We start from the raw sequence: 16481 nt of genomic DNA, 5'->3' as shown, positions 1-16481 counted from the left end.
GGGCCCCAGGAACCGACGACGGTTCCTGGGGCCCACGGAGGCGGTGATGTTCAGTTCTGGGTGCCGGTTGGGTCAGCTGGTGGTCGCGTCGTCGTCCTCGACCGAGTTGCGGCGCCGGCGGACGGCGAACAGTGCGCCGCTGCCTGCGGCGAGCAGCACTCCGGCTCCGGCCAGCAGCCATCCTGTGGCGTCCGCACCGGTCTGCGCGAGGGACCCCGTGGGAGCGGGGGAAGAGGTACTCGACGTCGTCTGGTCAGGGGTCGGGCCTGCGGAGGCCGAGGCGGATGTCTGCGGGGTCTGCGGCGTGGTGGGCGTCGGCTTGTCCGACGGTGCGGGCGGCGGCGTGGTGGGGGTCGTCGGGGTCGGCGACGGGGTGGTGGGCGGCTGAGTCGGCTGTTCCTTCTTGGTGTTGGTGAAGGCGGCGGTGGCCGGGGCGCCGGGCTTAGCGGTGATCTTCACTGGAGTGGAGTCCAGCTGGTAGCCGTCGGGGGCCTTGGTCTCGGTGGCGGTGTACGTGGTGCCCGCGCGGGAGGCGACGGGAAGCTTGGTGGTGGCGGTGCCGTCCTTGCCAGTGGTGAGGGTGACGGGCTTGCCGTCGCCGCGGGCCGGGGTGATGTTGATGACGGCGCCGGCGAGCGGCTTCCCGTTGGCCTTGTCGGTCTTGGTGACCGTGAGGTCTGCGGCCTTGAAGTGGTCGACGATGGTGAGCTTCGCGGTCTGACCAGGGGTGATGATGACGTCCTGGTCCGGGGCCAGCTCGTGGATCGGGCTACCGGTGGCGGTCTCCTTGAGCCGCCAGACGCCGGGGGCGACGCCTTCGAAGCGAAGGATGCCGTCCGCGTTGGTCTTGCCGGTCAGGGCCTTGGTCCCGTTGAGGGTGTCGAGCAGGGAGAACTCGGCGCCCGTGAGGAGGGCTCCGTCGGGGTCCTTCTTGATGATCTCGACGGTGCCGGGCTGCGGTTCGGGGGCTTCGGCCCAGGCGGTCGAGGCGCTGAGCAGGGTTCCTGCCGCGAGGGCCGCTGCGATGCCGACAGCCGTGGGTGCGTATCGGCTGGTGGTGCTGGGGCGCATAAAGGGAGTGGTCTCCTTGATCGTTGGTTGGTGGTGCCGAGGTGTGGTCAGTGGGAGCGGCCGGTCGGAGGGCTTGCGGACGGCGGACTGGGCAGCTTCGAGTAGGCCCGTGCCGGTGGCGAGGCAGGGATCCAGATCTGTGCGTATTGAGTGATGGCGCGGCGGAGCCCGGTCAGGTCTGCTCCGTCCCAGGGCGGGGGCCCGTTCTCGTGCCAGTCGCGGATGCGGGCGTAGCCGTCCCATCCGGGGCCGATACCGTCTGCGGCGTCGCGGCGGGCGAAGGTCTGGTGGTCGGCGAAGGTGAGCACGGCGGTGTCCAGGGTTCCCCGGTCGGGGTGGAGTACAGCCAGACGCAAGCCGCTGTACTCGCGGTCCCGGATCGTGCCTTGGAAGTCGATACGGATCCGCACCGGGGACTCCGCCGCGACGGTGCCGTAGAAGGTGTTCCCGACGACTACGCCTGCGGGAAAGGGCGGCTGGAGCTCAGCGAAGAACTCTGCGGCGTGGAGGGACAGGGGTGGCTCCAGATCGGGATCAGCGGCGGGCTGTGGCGGGGCGGGAGCTGGTGCTCCAGCGCGGCACGCTGGTCGTGGTGAGCGTCGGCCGCGGGCGGGCAACGGCACGGCGGTGCACGTCCAGCGGAGTGGGTGCCGACGGTGAGGGCGGGGCGACCGGGGTGAGCTGGATGTGCGGGCGCAGGGAGGAGAGGATGCCGCTCTGCCATCGAGGAACTGGGGCCGGGTCGGCCAGGGCGGTGGTGATCGCGGTGATCAAGTGCACCGGGGTGCCGGTGGAGGCGGTGGCGTACCAGCGAGGCCCCTTGGGGCCGCCCCACAGGTACCAGCGCGCCTGCAGGGTGGTCAGCTCCTTCGCCTCGTCGAGTCGGCCGGTGACGAACTCCAGGCCCGCCAGGCCGTCCGCCGTCTGGAGTTCCACGACGTCCGAGCCTGAATGTTGGAGCTTCCATCCACCGTTCAGGAGTGGCGCCACGCCCTCGAATCCGTTCTCGTGCACATCCGCGTGGAGGTAGGCATCGGGGCCTTGGGTATAGGAGGCCGCGAGGGTGGTGGTGAATGAGGTGACCAGCTCCGTGGGGGTCATGTCGTTGAAGCACACTCCCCAGGCGGGTGCGGCGAAGGGGTCGCGGTAGGCGGTGATGCGCCAGAGTCCGTCGTCGTCGCCTTCGGGTAGGAACCCGAGGCGGACCCTGCGGTCCGGGGAGGCGACGTACAGGTTGCCGTAGTCGTCGTGGTGGCGGTCCCAGCCGAGTTCGAACAGGGGCTGGAGGGCTGGATCGCCGATCCAGGCGCTGCCGGCAAGGTATCGGGGGGTGACGTAGACGTCGCCGTCGATCAGTTCAGGTGCGGTGTCGGTCAAAGCAGTCCAGAAGGCAGGGGGATGGGCTAAGCGGTCGGCGTGACGGTGATTGTGGTGCGGGCGCGGGCGGCTAGGAGGCGGGCTTGCCAGGCGCCGCTCAGCGGCTACGGCCGACGACGTGGCCTGGAGTGGCGGGTCCGGTGGCGGCGGGCGCGGCGCATGTCTGCTGGCCGGGGTCAGGCACAGGAAGGACGAGGCCCTCGGGGAGCGGTGGCAGGTCGGCCAGTTCCTCGGCGGTGTCGGCGAGTATGTGGCGGAAGTCGAAGTGGGGGCCTTCGTAGTCGGGCATTGCTCGGCCCGCCCAGCTGGCCATGGTGTGGAGCAGGTTCCGGATGTCGGCGACGAGGCCGTCCTGCGCGAGGAGGGTCTGGGCGAGTGCGTCGGTCTCGGCGACCGGCAGGGTATCGAAGCGGCTGGTCAGCAGCCGGACGAGGCTTCCCGCCGCCGCTGCCTGGTCGGCGTTGAGCGATGAGATGGCCGAGGGGTACGTGGGCATGTGTCTCCCGGGTCGGAGCGAGCGGGGCTGGGCTGGGTGGGTCAGGGCGTGTCCGACATGACGGGGGTGCGCCGGTGGCGCAGGGCGGGTTCGCGGCGCAGGCGCCAGAAGGCAGTGAGGAGGCCGATGGCCTGGAGGGCGGCGCAGGCCGTCAGGACGTGGCCGAGGGCGGTCGCCGGTGTCACGGCGACGAGGATCCCTGCGAGCGGGAACGGCAGGAGCATGATCAGGATGGTGATGCTGAGGGTGGCGCCGAAGACCTGTTCGGGGATGAGGTGGGAGCGCAGGGTGCGCAGGACGACGGTCATGCCGCCTTCGCCGGCCATCAGTACGGCGGTCAGGACGAGGAAGTGGGTGTAGGTGCCGGCCTGGGAGACGGCGAGGCCTGCCAGCGCGGCGACCATCGCGCTGGCCGCTCCGGCGGCCCACAGGCCGACACGGTCGATGGCGAAGCGGCAGCACGCGACCGCAACGAGGGAGGCTGCTGCGGCGGCCGACCAGATCACGCCGACGGCGGCGCTGGAGTAGCCCAGGTGCTGGACGACGATGATCGGGGCGGCGGCCTGGAGCATGCCGGTGGCGATGTTGGAGACGGTGAGTCCGGCGATCAGCCAGGCGAGGGCGGGGAGGGAGGCGAGGGTCTTCCATCCGGTGCGCAGTCCGGTGAGCGCGGATGCGGCGGCGGGGACCAGGCGGGTCTCGCGGTGCCAGGGGGCGAGGGCGGCGCCGAGGAGGGAGCAGGCGGCGATGGTGAGCAGGGTGCCGGTGACTCCGGCCCAGTGCAGGAGGAATCCGGCGAGGGCGGGGCCGGCGAGGGTGGCGGTCTGGTCGATGCCCAGGAGCGCCGATTGCACGCGGTGGGCCTGCTCCCCCGCGTCCTTGCTGGCGGTGGCGCCCGCGGTCTCGGCGGCGATGTAGGAGAACTCGGTGGCCACGCCGGTGATTGCGGCGAGCGCCATCACGGTGGTGGTCGCTCCCACTCCTCCGGCCTGTGTGGGCAGGATGACGGCCGCGGCCAGGACCACCAGGGCGCGCAGCACGGAGGCGATGCGGAAGACCCGCTTGGTGCCGTGCCGGTCGACCATTGCTCCGGCCAGGGAGAACGCGGCGAGGCGGGGGATCCACTCCAGCGCGAACGCGAGGCCCGTGAGGGTCGCGGAGCGGGTGGTGGCGAGCACGATCAGCGGGATGCCATACGTGGTCATTGCGAACGCGCCGGCGTCGGCGGTACGGGGAAGGTAGATGCGGCGCAGCAGGGACAGCTGCGGGAGGAGGGCGTGCCGTGGGCCGGCGATCACGAGATCGGTGGTCATCGTCGCTTTCACGCAAGAATGCGCCCGCCGCAGCGAGCAGAGCAGAAGGGGGTTCAGCGGCGCGGCGTGCGCGCCTGCGGCCCGGTGTCGACCGGATGCGTCAGGCCAAGGGCCTTCGACGGGCTGGCCGGGGGCTTGGGCTCGGCTGCGGCTTCCTGGTAGATGGCCAGGTGCGTGTCGAGCTGGCCGAGGAGTTCGCCGCGCCGGATCGCCAGGTGTTCCATGCGGCTACTCCTGTCGCCGAGGAGTCCCGCGGTTGAGCGGTGATCGGTGGTGTCCTTGCCGGTCAGGACCTTGGACAGCTCCTCGACGGCGCGAGCCGCATCGTCGAGGAGCTGCCGCTGCACGGTATTGACGTTCAGGGCCGTGTTCATCACGGCCATGACGGTGGCCTGCCCGTAGCCGGGTGCGTCCTTCATCGCGTTGTACGCCCAGACGTTGGGGTCCATGCCGACCGCGCGGGCCACACGGCTGGTCCCCAGGGCAGCCACAGCCCGGGCCTCGGGTGCGGCTCTCACGCCGCGAGCTCCATCTCGTCCGGGGACGTGCCGGCCAGGGGATGGCCGAAGGCGGCGGCGTGGTCGCGGATCCATGACACGAGCGCGGCCTGCGGTGCGTGCGGGGCTTCGTCGCCCGCGGTGCCGTCGTATTCGCCGAGCAGGGTGAGGGTGGCCTGGACGCGGGCGACGAAGTCACTCACGTCGCAGGGGTAGTGGTGGGTGCGGGCCCAGCGTGCCGCCGTGTCGTAGACGTCGGCGAGCTCCTTGCCAGCGGGTGTGAGTACCAGAGCCGGGTTCCCGGCGTGCGTCCCTGCCCGCAGCAGGCGCAGCGCGCGCCCGGACGCCGTGGCGTGGCGGAGCTGCTGGCGGGAGAGGCCGGTGAAGGTCCGGCTGAGGAGGTGCCGCTGCAGGGGGCCGTTGTCGTCGATGTCGCTGATGATCCGGACGAGGCCAGGGTGGGACAGGGCTGCCGTGACCCGCGCGAGCGCAGCAGTGTCGGAGAACGCGTTCATCGGGTACGGCCTCCGATCGGGGCTACACCGACGGGGCGGGCCGGGACGGTGTGCGAGAACAGGTCGCCTGCGGCCCATGTCGCACGGGCCGGGGTGGTCGGCACGGCTGGGGTGCGCGGCTGAGTGGTGGCCCACATGGCGGGTCCGGTCAGCGACTGCGCGGGGTTCGAGGCCCATACCGGGTGGCTGGTGGCCTGGGCCAGCGGGCGGCCGGCGGCCCAGGCGGACACGGCCTGGTAGACGGGAGCCAGGTCCCGTCCGGCGGCGGTGAGTTCGGCGTTGCCCTGACGGTCCTTGGTGACGAGGAAGTCCTCGGCCAGACGGTTCAGCGGCTGGTAGACGTTGGTCAGGTGCCGCTCGGGCATGGCCGTGGCGGCCAGCGCCTTGGCGCTGGATGCTCCGCGGATGCGCAGCGCCCACAGGATCGGAGTGGCCTGGCGGGGCGCGATCAGCGCGATCGTGTCCTCGATGTCCTGTGCGCGGGGCACCGGCTTGGGCACCCGGTGACCGGTCGCCGGATCCAGCACCGTCTCCTTGTCCAGGTGCTTGCTGCCCCAGGCGGCGATCACGCCCAGGACTGGCAGCAGCTCGCGACCGCGGACGGACAGGCCGTACAGCACGGTCTGCGGCTCGAACTCGGTGCGTTCGACCAGTCCGGCATCGGCGAGCTTGCCGATCCTGGGGTGGAGCTGGCCGTCGGGGAGCCAGGGCAGTGCGCTCTTGATCTCCCGGTAGCGCAGAGGCGTCTCGGCCAGGGTCATCAGCACCCAGACGTTCCACCGCGGAGCCAGCATCTGCAGGCTCTCGGTGACGCGGGACAGGTCGGACGCTATGGATTCGGGCAGGCCGGTGGTAGCCAAGGGGGTGCTCCTGGAACGTGGGTGAGGGTTCAGCGGGCGCGGGCGGGCGCGGCTGCTGCGGCGGCAACGGCCGGGGCCAGCGGTGTGACCGTCGTGGCGGGTGGGGACTCCGGCGCGGGGACACGGTGCAGGCTCTGCAGCACGGCGGTGACGTGCATGGCCTGGGTGTCGCGTACGGCGACGGCTTCACCTATGCGGCGGGCGCAGTCGTGGATGTGGCTGGCGTCGAAGCGGCCGACCTGGCGCTCGGGATGAATCAGCTGCCGTAGCCGCTGGAGCTGGAAAGCGAGGTCACGTTCGGCGAACTCGACGGCAGCGTGGGCGGCCAAGAGCGCGGACAGCATGTTCGGGTGGGTGGTGGAGTCGGCATGTGCCTCAAGCTCGGCGCGCGGGCGGCCGTAGAGGGATTCGATGTGGTCGGCGATCTGCCGGGAGGTGCTGTGGGGCAATCAGTGGCCCCACGGACTCCGGGCCTGGGACCCCACCATGACCGGAGGCACCCCGGGTGCGGCACGGGTCGCGATCTTGGGCTGGGTGATCTGCGGCGGCCCTTCCCGGGCGGCAGCTGGGGGCGGCATGGTCCGAAGGAGTTCGCCCAGAGCGGTGGTGTACCTGTCGCGGGCAACAAGCGCCGCCCCCAGCCACTGCGCGTCGAAACGCATGGCATCGGAGGAGAGCACGCCCGGATCGCGGTCTGCAGCGGTCGCCAGGTGGATGGTGTCGCGCACGATGGTGACCTGTTCCTCGGCCAGCGCCAGGAACGAGCGCAGTGCGAGTGCCCGCTGCAATGGAGGCGACGCGGTCCAGGCCTCCGCGGCGACGTACAGCTGAGCCAGGGGCGCGCCGAAGGCCTCTTCGAGGTGGTCGTCCAGGCTGGTGGGCTTGGTCGAGGCGCTCATCGCATGCCTCCCCGGACTGGGACGGCGGGCACTGCGGCCGGGCGGGCGACGGGCGTGGTCGCGATAGCGGGCCCGGTGCGGGATACGCCGCGCCAGGCTCCCGGCGTACGTTTGCCCGGGGCGTTGTCGTCGAGGAGGTGGCGGACAACCATGGCGCGGCCGTCCCGTACGGCGACAAGCGTGTTCACACGGTCGGCGAGCGCCATCACCGGGTCTTCGAGCTCGCCGGCGGGCGCGCGGTCGAGGGCGAGGACGAGGTCGTCCTCGGCCTGGGACAGCAGCCCTTGGGCTTCTTCGAGGTGGCCGTACCAGCGGGCCACGGTCGTCGCATCGGGATTCGCCTGCGGGGCGGCCTTTACGGCATCGCGCAGCTGGTGGAGGGGCATCTGGAAACGGGCTTGGATCTGCTGGGCAAAGGCGGCCAGCACGTCGTCGAGTTCTTCGGGCATGGCGAACTCCTCTCCATGAGGGCATGGGGCGACAGGGATGAACGGCGACGGGACGGCCCGGACTTGCGCGGTGGGCCAGTTACTAGGGTCCGGAGAATCCCCGGTTTGGCTGACCGGGGATGTGCTGCTACCTTCCGGCCCTTCCGCGATCAGCGGGCCCGGCCGCGGACCTGTGGCGGAGCGACCGGCAGAGCTGCCGGGCCGGCGGCACGGGTTGTGGACGGCACCGCCGACGGCAGGGTGCTGGAGCGGTCTTCCATCCAGCCGACGGCAGCCTCGACAGTCTCGAAGGCGCCCTCGCGCAGCGTGTGGGTGAAGGTGTCGAGGTCGGCTTGCTCCAGCAGAACCCGGAACGGCTTCTCCACCCGCTCGTCCAGTGCGCGCAGGAGCACGGTGGTCTCGGGCTTCGGCGTGGTGTCGTCGGTGTAGCTGTGGAGCAGGGCGAAGTGGTCTCCGTCGCCCATGAGCCGCTGTTGCAGGGCCACGGTCGCCGTGTCGGCAGGCTTGGTGCCCATTCCCGGCGGCATGGAGATGGCCTCGGATGGGCAACCGCGCTTGATGAGCCAGGACTGGGCCATCGCCGGGAGCGGCAGCTCGGCGTGCTCGAACCTGTATGCCTTGGCTGCGATGTCTCGTTCGAGGCGTAGGGCGACGAGCTGGGGTTGGCCGGGGATTCCCCACGTGACGGCGCCATTGTGGATCACGAAGAAGCTCTGGCGGCCATCGGGGCTGTGATGGGAGGCGAGGGTGGTCATCGAGTCGCGGTCCGAGTCGATGTGGTCCCAGAAGGCCTCCCCCACGGCGTCGTTGACGGGCTCGAAGCCGTCGAGGCGGAAGTCAGGCCGATAGTCGGTTCGCGGCATTCAGCTCATTTCGTGTCGGAGGGGCAAGTGGTCGGGGCAGTGCATCAACGGGACCGCGTGGAGGCCGCCGGCCAGGAGCCCGCACGGGGAGCAGGCGTTGCCGTCGCGGCAGGAGGGCGGCCGGTGGCGGTCACTGTCGTACGCCCGCTGTCCGTGAGCGAGACGGGCTGCCCGGCGTGGAGTGGGTGGGAGGTGTCGCGTACCACCAGCCGAGCTTCTTCGAGTCGCTGGAAAACCGGGTGAGCGACGCGTACTCCGGAGGCCGTGACGACGGACATGCGCCCGGTCTGCAGGTGCTGATGGAGCTTGGCGCCCTGGCTGATGGCGAGGAGCGCCGCGAACTCGTGGGCGATCAGGTCCACACCTCCCGCCGTGGCGCGTGCCGGGGCTGCGGCTTCCAGCGGCTCGAGTACGGCGACCGCGTGGTCCTGGCAGGCATCCCGTGTGGCGGTTGCGTCCTTGAGCTGGGCGACGGTCCGGTCGATGCGCTTGAACAGGTCTCGGTCTACGGGCAGTTCCCCGGAGGCCAGACGCTGGAGAAGGACTCGGTAGAAGGTCACGCCCCGTTCTGCTTCGGACAGGGTGCGGTGGGCTTCGGCGAGACGGCTGAGCGGCTCGTCAAGCAGGCCTCGGTCCTGGTACTTCCACAGGCGGTCGACGCTATGGCCGATTGCCGCCTCGACTCGATGGTCAAGGCTGGTCAGAGCCCTCGTCGGCGGCGTGATGGACGGCAAGAAGATCACCTCCTAGACGGTGGCGGGGCGGGTGTCGTCGGGCAGGCGGCACCCGCCCCAGACAGCGGCACGCGGACGTCGAGGTGCGCGCCCTGTCGGATTTCGGTGGGGTGGCCGAGCCGCCGAACCAGGCCGAGCATCGGCAGGTTCGACGCCTCGGCGTAGACGGAGAGGGTGTGCGCCCCGCGGGAACGGCCATGGGCTGCGGCGTGTCGGGCGAGGGCAAGACCGATGCCTCGGCGCTGGTGGACGTCGGCGACTTGCAGGCCGAGGTCGAAGACGCCCGGTTGTCGGCTGACTGGTCCGGCCGAGCCCAGGGCGACGACATCGTCGGTGTCGTGCAGGGCGATCCAGCAACTGGAGTGGTGCAGGAGCCGCTCGATGTCGCGGTGGACGATCCACGTTCTGCCCCAGCGGCGGTGCAAGGCCTGCTCAGAGCAGCTGCGGTGGAATGTCTCGATGAGCGGCCAGTCCGCGAGGGTCGCGGTCCGGATGCGGACGGCGTCGGAGGAGTTCAGCAGCTGGTGCACACGCCCATGGCCGCAAGGAGGGCTTCGCGCTGGTAGGACTTGCGACGCCGGCCGTCCGGCAGGGTGATGTCGCGGGTCCGCATCCCGTACGGGGCCAGGAGCTCGGCGAGGCGGGCCTGGGTGAGGTCGCTGTAGCGCCAGTGGTTGCCGGCGACGCCCGGAAGGCGTCGCAGAGCGTCCACCAGATCGGCGGAAGCCACGGCATGCGGGTCGCCAAGCTCGGCGAAGACGCCGCTGCAGGCGTCGAGCAGGCCGGCCGGCGGTTCCGCCGGTTCCTGGCAGCACTCCTCGTCCTGCTCCAGCCCGTACGGCACGCAGGGGTTGGCCTCGACCACGTCCTCCGCGCAGCAGCAGCCGGTGGACAGGAGGAGGGACAGTTCGTATCCGGCGGCGAGTCGTTCGAGGAGGAGGTCGGTGCACGCCTCCAGCTGCTCGACGGCCCCAGGGCCGGGCTGCGGCGAGGCGGTCATCGCGGCCAGCAGACGCTGTTCGAGGTCCTGGACCTCGGTGAAGACGTTCAGGAGGGCCCTGTGGCGGGGGTTCTCCTCAAACGGCTTGGTCCCCAGGAGGGTGCTAGTGAAGGTGTCGAGGAAGTTGGGGAAGGTCGTCAACGGGTGGGGCCTTTCGGGGTGAGGGGAAGTGCGGGCTGGGGAAGGCCGGGGACCGCGTAGGGCGGCGGTCCGGGCTTGGGGATGGTGCGGGTGGTGTCGAGCTGGGGGGACCGGGCCCGGGCGGCGTGGGTGAGGGCGTCGACCGGCCGGCGCTTGATGCCCAGGCGGGCGGCTGCGGTGTTGTAGACGTCGTGCCGGTCCCGGGGGCGGATCGCGACGACGTGGATTTCGGTGCGGTAGGCGGATCCCTCGGGGGCCCGGCGCTGGTCGTAGACGATGCGCCAGGCCGCGCGGGAGTCGACGTAGAGCTTGCGCAGTCCGTCGAGTTCGGCGGTGAGCTTGCCGCCGAACAGCTTCGCGTTGACGACGTCCTGGAGCTGGGCGAGTGCGAGGTCGCGGATGTCGCTGGGGGCCTGGAGGAGGTCGGTCAGGGCCCGCGGGTCGAAGGTCAGACCGAATGCGGGCTGGTCGTGGCCGCTCACGAGGCCGCCTCGGAGACATCGACCGCGTCGTCTCCGTCGGTGGCCAACGGGCGGGTGGACCGGCCGGGTCCGCACAGCAGACGGTGGGCGGGCCGGTCGGGGTCGGTCTGGCAGGCCGACAGCGGTCCGCCGGCCGCGCGGACGGCGGCCATCGCGTGGGTGAGGAAGTCCCGGTGCCACACGAACATTCCGCTGGGCCCGGCTTCGGGATCTTTGTGCTGCTGGTAGGCCAGCCACAGGGCGTGCAGCCAGGCCACGACGTCGAGGTGTTGCTGCCACTGTTCGCACCATGGCGCGGCGGTGGTGATCTCCGCGCCGTAGACCGGCATGAGGAAGTCCTCCACCCAGTCGGTGAGGGAGTCGAGTTCGTTCTCCTTCTCCTCGCCGTCCAGCTCCAGGATCGGCTTCGGCTCGGGCGGCAGAGCGCGGGCGGGCATGCCGGGAAGGCCTGCCATGGGGAAGCCTGCGAAGGGCATCGGGTCGGGTGCGGCGGCCAGGCTGTCGAGCTGCCTCGCCTGCTGGGCCGACTGGTCCAGGAGCTTGCGGACGCTGGCCTCGATGCTCTCCAGGTCGGATTCCGGAAGGCGGATCGGATCCATCTCCAGGCCGTCAGGGCCGTCTATGGGTTCGAGCACGAAAGGTCTCTCCTCGCAGCCGCATGCGGCACGTCGGAATTCGTTAGGGACTGGAGTTCAACCATCCACAGATTCCCCGGTTTGGCTGACCGGGGATCGCGTGCTACAAAGCCCCGATGCACGGCCGGGGGCAGGAATGCGAGATGCCACCCCTGCCCCCTCGGCAAGCTGTCGAAGATCAGGCAGACAGGACGAAATCGTCCTGGGAAAGGGTCTGCTGGAGGGTTGCGGTGAGCCGGTCGGAGGCGATCTCGGCGTAGTGCTTGGTCTTCTCGACGCCGATGAAGTCCCGACCCTCCAGCAGTGCTGCGACACCGGTGGAGCCGGATCCGGCGCAGAAGTCGAGGACGGTGCCGCCCGGCGGGCTGATCTTGACGAGCTCGCGCATCACCTCGACCGGCTTCTGCGTGATGTGCTGCCGCTTCGCGCCGGACGGCTGCGAGGCCGAGTACAGGCCCGGGAGGTAGACCTCGTTCCGGGAGCCGTCCATGTCTCCGTTGCTCGCCCAGACGATGAACTCACAATTCTGGGTGAACCGGCCCTTCTGCGGGCGGGCCTGCGGCTTATGCCAGGCCAGCACCCCGCGCCACAGCCAGCCGGCGGCCTGGATCGCGTCCGTGGTGACGGGCAGCTGCCGCCAGTCGGTGAACAGCAGAGCCGTGCCACCGGTGCGGGTGAGCCGATGGGCTTCGGTCATGATCTGCGTCAGCCAGAAGCCGTAACTGCGCTGGTCCATGTTCTCGCCGGTGAAGTCCGGCAGGGTGTGGCCGGCGTCGGCGGAGGTGTACTTCTGCCGGGCCGTGCGGGTCGTTCGCTCCTTCGCGGTCCGGCCGCCCGAGTTGTACGGCGGGTCGGTGATGACGGAGTCGACGCAGTCGTCCGGGAGGGCGGACAGGACGCTGAGGGCGTCGCCCTGGTGCAGGGAGAAAGGCAAAGAGGTACCCCAATTTCGGTTCGGGAAAGGCGAAGTGGTGATCTCCGGCCACGCTTGAATGACGCTGCCTGGCCGTGTGCGGGCATGAAGAAGCCAGGGGGCCACAAGGCAGGTCGTGCGGGGGAGAACAAAACTGTAGGGCACGATCCCCGGTTGACCATGGTCGCCGCCAAAACCCTTGAAATAGAGCCTTGATCATCTATTTCTTGGTCAACCGGGGATCGCCGCTTACTGTTTTGGAACTGCCCGGCGCACCCCGCCGCTGGCGCCATTCCCCCGTCATGCCCACATGGAGGCACCCCCTGTCCCGGCACACCTGACCCGCCCGTGCGTCACCGCGAGCGGCAACTCGCCACGACGCCCCTGGGCACACAGCTCACCCATCACCCGGCCGGACTCGCCCTTCTCACATCTGCACGGCACCGCGCGGCCGGGGCATCACTTCCCCAAGGACACCGCTATGACATCTCTGCGCCCTCCCCTGCCTGAAACCCGGCCGCCGGCCCGTACCGGCGAGCACGGAGGCACCCCGGATTGAAGGCCGTAGCCGCCACCATCGGCGTCCTCTGCCTCTCCCCCCTCCTCCTCGCCACCACCGCCGCCATGGCCGCTGCCGGAAGCGGCCCGGCTTCCCGAAGCGCCGCCTGCACCCCCGGCGGCACGAGCGTCGACACAGCGGCCGTCGCCAAGCAGGTCGCATCGATCCTCGGCGGCCAGGGCAGCGACAGCACAGTCCGTGTCGAGGGCCTGGAACTGCCCGACGAGCAGATCCCCCACGCTAAGACGATCGTCGCCACCGGCATCGCCCTGAAGATCCCCGAGCGCGGACAGGTCGTCGCGCTCGCCACAGCCATCCAGGAATCCCGGCTGCGCAACCTCACCTACGGCGACCGGGATTCGCTGGGCCTGTTCCAGCAGCGGCCCAGCCAGGGCTGGGGAACGCCAGAGCAGATCCGCGACCCCGTCTACGCCTCGACCAAGTTCTACAAGGGGCTACTGGAGGTCAAGGGGTGGCAGCAGATGACGATCACTCAGGCCGCCCAAGCCGTGCAGCGCTCCGGATACCCGGACGCGTACGCCCAGTGGGAGCCGCTCTCACGAGCCCTCCAACAGGCCATCGCCAAAACGCTGCCGAACGGCGGCAACCAGCCCAGCCAGGAACCCGGCCCAACACCAGGAGGCAGCGGAGGCTGCAAGCCGGGCGAGAACGGAGCCGACTGGGGCACCATCCCCGAAGGCACCGTCCCCGACGGTTACAAGATCCCCGCCGACGCCTCCCCGAAGGCCCGTACCGCCATCGACTGGGCGATGCACCAGCTCGGCACGATGTACCAGTGGGGCGGCAGCTGCAACGCGCCGCACGGCCCCGACCCCATGGGCCGCTGCGACTGCAGCTCACTCATGCAGCAGGCCTACGCCAAGGCTGGCGTCCAACTCACCCGCACCACGTACACCCAGGTCAACGAGGGCGACGCGGTGCCGGCCAACGCCCTGAAGCCCGGTGACCTGCTCTTCACTCGCGGCACCGCTGCCGTACCGGAGCACGTCGGCATGTACATCGGTGCCGGCCTGGTGATCAACGCGCCGCGTACGACGAAGCCGGTGCGGATCGAGAAGGTCGGCGACTGGCAGATCCTCGCCGTCCGCCGCATCCCCGCGCTGAACAGCTAGCCCGCCGGCCGCGCCCACCGGCCTGATCCGGGCCCCTCCCGCGCACCCAGCGCGCCCTCCCCTTCCCCGCATACCCGCAGGGCCCCTCCGGCCTGCGCACGCAAGGAGCTCCGCCATACCCATTTCACTCGCAGACCGCGTCACTCACCTCGCCTTCGACCCCGGCATCACTCCGAAGAGTGGCGGCCTCCCTGGACTCGACGTCCTCCGCAACGTGGTGTCCAGCATCAACATGTTCGGCATCATCGCCGTCGTCGGCGCGCTCGCCGTCTCCCTCGGCGTGTGGGCATGGGGCCACCACAGCGGCGGCCACCAGGCCGAGGCCAACGGCAAGAAGGGGGCAGTCGTCTCCGCCGGCGCCGCCCTCGGCCTAGGCGCGGCCAACGGCATCGTCGCCTTCTTCTCGGCCCTCGGGACGCAGGTCCACTAATGCCGAAACGTTCCCTCTCCCCCCTTCACCGGGCCACCACCCACTGGTCGACAAGCCGCCGCATCCTCGTCGGGGCCGTCGTCATCACCGTTCTGCTCGCGGTCGCAGGATTCGCCGCCTGGTTCACCGGCCGAGGCGAGCAGCACGTCGGCGGACAGGCGCCCTCGGCTCCCGCGCCAAGCGCGCCGGCCGCGACGGCTCCGAAGCCGAGCGCCGGAACGGGATCCGTCCCGGCGCCGCCCAAGGTCTCCGACCCGCTCGCCTACGCCCGCGCGTCGGCAGTGATGCTCTGGTTCTACGACAGCCGCACCACCACCCGCGACCAGCAGCTCGCCGGCATGAACGCCTGGATGACCAGCGAGACGAAGTACACCGACTGGACCTCTATCTCCGGTCAGGTCCCGGACCCGGTGCTCTGGTCCCGTATGGCCGACAACGCCCAGCACGCCACCGCCACCGTCGGTGAGGCGCGCTTCCCCTCGGCGTTCAAGCAGGCCCTCGCCGAGAACCCGTCCGCGCTGACCGAGGCGTACATCTACGCGGTCACTGTCACCGGCAAGCAGACCATCGCCTGGAAGGACGGCGGAGGCGGCGCCGAGGACCGCTCGGTCACCCTCGCCGTCCAGTGCCGGCCCGGCAGCGACTGTGCCCTCGTCTCCATCGCCCCCAGCGTCGCCCCGTAGCACGCCACTGAAGATAGGGAGGTAACCCTCCAGTGGACTTCTGTTCCCTGCCCCTCGCCAGCAAGCTGTGCAGCGCGGCCGACGCCATCGACTTCGTCTCCGATCCCGGCAAGGCCATCACCGAGGGCATCGGCAACTGGATCGCGAAGTCCTGCGGCGAACTCGCAGCCGCAGCCGCCGATCTCGCCGCCGACGCCGTCAACGTCACCACCAAGGTGGATCTGAATGCGGGCTGGTTCCGCGACAACTACGAGCTGATCCTCCCGATCGGCCTGGTCCTCCTCGTCGCCACGTTCTGTGCCCAGCTGGTGCGGGCCGCGTTCCAACGCGACGGACGCGCCCTGGCCCAGGCGTTCACCGGCACGGCGAGCGGCGTGATCTTCTCCTTCGCGGCCATCGCCGGAACCACCGTGGCCATCGAGGTCGTGGACGCCTTGTCCGACGGCTTGTTCGCCGCGGCAGGGTCCTCGATCGAGGAGTCCGTGCGCCGCATGGTCAAGGTGTCCCAGGTCGGATCGATGGTGCCGCTCGGCTGGATGGTGCCCGCCATCGTCGGGATCGGATCCGCCATCGGAGCGATCCTCTATTGGTGCGTGATGATGGTCCGCAAGGTCGGCATCCTCGTGCTGGTCACCCTGGCCGTCTTCGCCGGGGCCGGCGGCGGCTGGGAGGTCGCGCGACGCTGGCGCCGGGGCTGGATCGAAGCCACTGCCACCCTCGTCGTCTCCAAGCTGCTGATGACGATCGTGTTCCTCCTCGGTGTCTCTGCCATGGGCAAGACCGAGGCGAAGGACGGCATCGGCGCCCTGGCCGACTGCCTGGCCGGCATCGTCGTCATGATGCTGGTGATGCTCTGCCCGTACGCCACATTCAAATTCGTGCACTGGGCGGCGGAAAGCGCTGACGGCGAATCCCTTCACCGTTCCGGTGGAGCGGGTGCCCAGATCGCCAAGCAGCACGCGGAGAAGGCGACCCGCAAGGCCGCCGCGATGGCCGCAACCGCCGGCACCGGCGGCGCCGCTGCCGGAGCAGGTGCCGCACCCCAGGGCCCCGCCAGCGTGCCGGGGCAGTTCCCGGGCGACATCGCATCCAGCTCCTCCGGAGGCGGAGGCCAGGAAGGCGGAACCGGTATGTCCCCGGCCGCGGACGCGTTCAAGAGCGGTATGGAGAAGGCCGTCCAGCCCCCGCCGACCAGCGCGGGCCAGGACACCAGCGGCCACCTCGGCGGAAGCCCCGGCGCGCAGCCCGGATCGGGCAGCGGGTGGGCAGCCGCACCGAACAGCTCCGAACAGGCACCGCCGCAAGGCGCCCCGTCGGCGTCGCAGCCTGCGACCGGCTCCGGCGGCAGCCCGTTCACTACGCCGCCCTCGCCCACCGGTTCCTGACCCGTCCACGCCACCCGGGCGGGACACGTCGCACACCACTGCCGTG

General features: G+C 70.5%; 22 protein-coding genes. 4 read left to right on the top strand and 18 right to left on the bottom strand.

The window, feature by feature from the left end; genetic code table 11:
• Nucleotides 1–72: 72 nt before the first annotated feature.
• The 18 genes from OG509_RS32505 to OG509_RS32420 all read right to left on the bottom strand — a co-directional run bounded on the left by OG509_RS32505 (nt 73) and on the right by OG509_RS32420 (nt 12266).
• On the bottom strand, nt 73–1071 hold the full coding sequence (locus tag OG509_RS32505; RefSeq protein ID WP_406186187.1) for a collagen binding domain-containing protein: 999 nt from the start codon (nt 1069–1071) through the stop codon (nt 73–75).
• Nucleotides 1072–1118: 47 nt separating this feature from the next.
• Entirely contained in the window at nt 1119–1481 is a 363-nt protein-coding gene (locus OG509_RS32500) for a hypothetical protein (RefSeq protein WP_406186186.1), read from the bottom strand.
• A 124-nt stretch (nt 1482–1605) separates the two neighbouring features.
• A complete protein-coding gene (locus tag OG509_RS32495) occupies nt 1606–2448 on the bottom strand; it encodes a DUF317 domain-containing protein (protein ID WP_406186185.1) in 843 nt (280 codons plus the stop codon).
• Nucleotides 2449–2545: 97 nt separating this feature from the next.
• Nucleotides 2546–2944 carry a hypothetical protein gene (locus OG509_RS32490; RefSeq protein WP_406186184.1) on the bottom strand — a complete coding sequence of 133 codons (399 nt, stop codon included), beginning with the start codon at nt 2942–2944 and terminating at the stop codon, nt 2546–2548.
• Nucleotides 2945–2985: 41 nt separating this feature from the next.
• Complete coding sequence (locus OG509_RS32485; protein WP_406186183.1) at nt 2986–4257, bottom strand: MFS transporter; 1272 nt, start codon at nt 4255–4257, stop codon at nt 2986–2988.
• 53 nt (nt 4258–4310) lie between these two features.
• Nucleotides 4311–4775 carry a hypothetical protein gene (locus OG509_RS32480; protein WP_406186182.1) on the bottom strand — a complete coding sequence of 155 codons (465 nt, stop codon included), beginning with the start codon at nt 4773–4775 and terminating at the stop codon, nt 4311–4313.
• The gene (locus OG509_RS32475) at nt 4772–5269 is read right to left on the bottom strand and encodes a hypothetical protein (protein ID WP_406186181.1); all 498 of its coding nucleotides are present in this window, start codon (nt 5267–5269) and stop codon (nt 4772–4774) included. The genes OG509_RS32480 and OG509_RS32475 overlap by 4 nt, the downstream gene beginning before the upstream one ends.
• A complete protein-coding gene (locus OG509_RS32470) occupies nt 5266–6129 on the bottom strand; it encodes a winged helix-turn-helix transcriptional regulator (protein WP_406186180.1) in 864 nt (287 codons plus the stop codon). The genes OG509_RS32475 and OG509_RS32470 overlap by 4 nt, the downstream gene beginning before the upstream one ends.
• Nucleotides 6130–6158: 29 nt before the next feature.
• A complete protein-coding gene (locus OG509_RS32465; protein ID WP_406186179.1) occupies nt 6159–6578 on the bottom strand; it encodes a hypothetical protein in 420 nt (139 codons plus the stop codon).
• Entirely contained in the window at nt 6579–7028 is a 450-nt protein-coding gene (locus tag OG509_RS32460; RefSeq protein ID WP_406186178.1) for a hypothetical protein, read from the bottom strand.
• Nucleotides 7025–7477: a hypothetical protein gene (locus OG509_RS32455; protein WP_406186177.1), complete on the bottom strand. Its 453-nt coding sequence runs from the start codon at nt 7475–7477 to the stop codon at nt 7025–7027. Before OG509_RS32455 ends, OG509_RS32460 begins: the two co-directional genes overlap by 4 nt.
• Before the next feature lie 149 nt (nt 7478–7626).
• Nucleotides 7627–8340 (bottom strand): hypothetical protein, encoded by a 714-nt coding sequence (locus tag OG509_RS32450; RefSeq protein ID WP_406186176.1) that lies wholly within the window; start codon nt 8338–8340, stop codon nt 7627–7629.
• 44 nt (nt 8341–8384) lie between these two features.
• Nucleotides 8385–8900: a hypothetical protein gene (locus OG509_RS32445; RefSeq protein WP_406186175.1), complete on the bottom strand. Its 516-nt coding sequence runs from the start codon at nt 8898–8900 to the stop codon at nt 8385–8387.
• 179 nt (nt 8901–9079) lie between these two features.
• Nucleotides 9080–9604 carry a GNAT family N-acetyltransferase gene (locus OG509_RS32440; protein WP_406186174.1) on the bottom strand — a complete coding sequence of 175 codons (525 nt, stop codon included), beginning with the start codon at nt 9602–9604 and terminating at the stop codon, nt 9080–9082.
• On the bottom strand, nt 9589–10215 hold the full coding sequence (locus OG509_RS32435) for a DUF3631 domain-containing protein (RefSeq protein WP_406186173.1): 627 nt from the start codon (nt 10213–10215) through the stop codon (nt 9589–9591). The genes OG509_RS32440 and OG509_RS32435 overlap by 16 nt, the downstream gene beginning before the upstream one ends.
• Nucleotides 10212–10697 carry a type II toxin-antitoxin system RelE/ParE family toxin gene (locus tag OG509_RS32430; RefSeq protein ID WP_406186172.1) on the bottom strand — a complete coding sequence of 162 codons (486 nt, stop codon included), beginning with the start codon at nt 10695–10697 and terminating at the stop codon, nt 10212–10214. The genes OG509_RS32435 and OG509_RS32430 overlap by 4 nt, the downstream gene beginning before the upstream one ends.
• Entirely contained in the window at nt 10694–11233 is a 540-nt protein-coding gene (locus tag OG509_RS32425) for a DUF4913 domain-containing protein (protein ID WP_406187744.1), read from the bottom strand. Before OG509_RS32425 ends, OG509_RS32430 begins: the two co-directional genes overlap by 4 nt.
• A gap of 277 nt (nt 11234–11510) precedes the next feature.
• The gene (locus OG509_RS32420) at nt 11511–12266 is read right to left on the bottom strand and encodes a DNA-methyltransferase (protein WP_406186171.1); all 756 of its coding nucleotides are present in this window, start codon (nt 12264–12266) and stop codon (nt 11511–11513) included.
• A gap of 534 nt (nt 12267–12800) precedes the next feature.
• On the opposite strand from OG509_RS32420, the gene OG509_RS32415 reads away from it, so the two are divergent.
• The 4 genes from OG509_RS32415 to OG509_RS32400 all read left to right on the top strand — a co-directional run bounded on the left by OG509_RS32415 (nt 12801) and on the right by OG509_RS32400 (nt 16435).
• Nucleotides 12801–13937, top strand: coding sequence for a C40 family peptidase (locus OG509_RS32415; RefSeq protein WP_406186170.1), 1137 nt, complete (start codon nt 12801–12803; stop codon nt 13935–13937).
• A 115-nt stretch (nt 13938–14052) separates the two neighbouring features.
• Nucleotides 14053–14367, top strand: a complete 315-nt coding sequence (locus tag OG509_RS32410; RefSeq protein WP_406187743.1) for a DUF6112 family protein — start codon at nt 14053–14055, stop codon at nt 14365–14367.
• The gene (locus tag OG509_RS32405; RefSeq protein WP_406186169.1) at nt 14367–15050 is read left to right on the top strand and encodes a hypothetical protein; all 684 of its coding nucleotides are present in this window, start codon (nt 14367–14369) and stop codon (nt 15048–15050) included. The genes OG509_RS32410 and OG509_RS32405 overlap by 1 nt, the downstream gene beginning before the upstream one ends.
• 32 nt (nt 15051–15082) lie before the next feature.
• Complete coding sequence (locus OG509_RS32400; RefSeq protein WP_406186168.1) at nt 15083–16435, top strand: ATP-binding protein; 1353 nt, start codon at nt 15083–15085, stop codon at nt 16433–16435.
• Nucleotides 16436–16481 lie beyond the last annotated feature (46 nt).

Origin of the sequence: Streptomyces sp. NBC_01006 (genome assembly GCF_045162725.1) — a bacterium.
Classification (GTDB): domain Bacteria; phylum Actinomycetota; class Actinomycetes; order Streptomycetales; family Streptomycetaceae; genus Streptomyces.
The sequence above is the reverse complement of the archived record's forward strand: the minus strand, read 5'-3'. Positions and strand labels throughout refer to the sequence as shown.

Coding starts and splice junctions, on each gene's coding strand:
- OG509_RS32505 (WP_406186187.1), bottom strand. CDS start 1,071: ATGCGCCCCAGCACCACCAGCCGATACGCACCCACGGCTGTCGGCATC.
- OG509_RS32490 (WP_406186184.1), bottom strand. CDS start 2,944: ATGCCCACGTACCCCTCGGCCATCTCATCGCTCAACGCCGACCAGGCA.
- OG509_RS32485 (WP_406186183.1), bottom strand. CDS start 4,257: ATGACCACCGATCTCGTGATCGCCGGCCCACGGCACGCCCTCCTCCCG.
- OG509_RS32475 (WP_406186181.1), bottom strand. CDS start 5,269: ATGAACGCGTTCTCCGACACTGCTGCGCTCGCGCGGGTCACGGCAGCC.
- OG509_RS32460 (WP_406186178.1), bottom strand. CDS start 7,028: ATGAGCGCCTCGACCAAGCCCACCAGCCTGGACGACCACCTCGAAGAG.
- OG509_RS32455 (WP_406186177.1), bottom strand. CDS start 7,477: ATGCCCGAAGAACTCGACGACGTGCTGGCCGCCTTTGCCCAGCAGATC.
- OG509_RS32450 (WP_406186176.1), bottom strand. CDS start 8,340: ATGCCGCGAACCGACTATCGGCCTGACTTCCGCCTCGACGGCTTCGAG.
- OG509_RS32405 (WP_406186169.1), top strand. CDS start 14,367: ATGCCGAAACGTTCCCTCTCCCCCCTTCACCGGGCCACCACCCACTGG.